1 protein-coding gene is annotated in these 1116 nt (G+C 56.0%); it reads right to left on the bottom strand.

Annotated features, from left to right (window positions below; translation table 11 throughout):
• The coding region (locus AB4Y34_RS41630; RefSeq protein WP_176370204.1) for an AMP-binding protein at positions 1-1116 on the bottom strand (1116 nt) is incomplete at both ends.

Here is a 1116-nt window from a genome sequence, read left to right as displayed (position 1 = left end):
GGTTCAGATAGCCACGAGCCACGCCTGCGCCGCCGATATACAGTTCACCCACTGCGCCTAGCGGCACCGGTTGACCGTGGCTGTCTAGCAGGTAGAGCCGAGTGTTCGAGATCGGCCGGCCAATCGGCAGACGATTGCCGGAATTCGTTGCTGACACTTCATACGTGGTAGAAAAGGTCGTGCTCTCGGTGGGACCATAGCAGTGGATGAGTTTTTCCGGTCCCCCATGCTTTATCAATGCCCGAAAAATCTCAGGTTTTTCCTGTTCTCCCCCACAGAGCAGGAATCGCAGTCGAGCAAAGGTTGGTCCAATTTCGGGAACAAATTGGTTGAATAAAGCGGTTGTGATGAACAGCGCGGTGACTTTGCCACTGCTAATGATTTCAGCCAGGCCTCGAGCATCAAGGACATGATTGCGATCGACAATAATCACTGCGCCACCGTTGAGCAGTGGTCCCCATACTTCAAAAGTACTGGCATCGAAGGCGGGATTTGCCATAAAGGCGACCCTATCATCTAGTCCAATCTTGGCATAGCTGTTGTTCATGACCAGTCGGGCGACCGCTCTATGAGTCACGAGCACCCCCTTGGGGGTACCGGTCGAGCCCGATGTATACATTACATAGGCAGTTTCGAGGGCTGCTGCTCTTAGAGCGGGACTTGGCTGAGCGGCACCCGAATCGGTTGGCGGCAATACTGCGACTGGGAGGGGTACCTCGGGAACATCCGTGATCAGCAGGCGAGCTGAACAATCGTCAAGGATCCAGGCGTGTCGTTCAGCGGGGCCTTGCGGATCGAGTGGTACGTAGGCGGCGCCAGCTTTCAGGATGGCCAGTTGAGCCACGATCAGATCGATCGAACGCTCCAGTAGGGTGGCAACATAATCGCCTGCTGCCACACCGGACACGATCAGACGGTGTGCCAGACGATTAGCTTTCTCATTCAACTCCGCATACTTCAACTGCTGGTTTTCCTGGACCAATGCGATTGCTTCGGGCGTTCGCTTGGTTTGCTCTTCGAACAACTGGTGGATGCACGCCTGATCGGGATAGGGCGCCTCGGTTGCGTTCCAGGTCTGCAGCAGCAGCTCCCGCTCCGCTTTGGGCACCACCTCCA

It is taken from the genome of Paraburkholderia sp. BR10954 (assembly GCF_040965775.1).
Classification (GTDB): domain Bacteria; phylum Pseudomonadota; class Gammaproteobacteria; order Burkholderiales; family Burkholderiaceae; genus Paraburkholderia; species Paraburkholderia youngii.
This window is presented reverse-complemented; position numbering and strand designations above follow the sequence as displayed.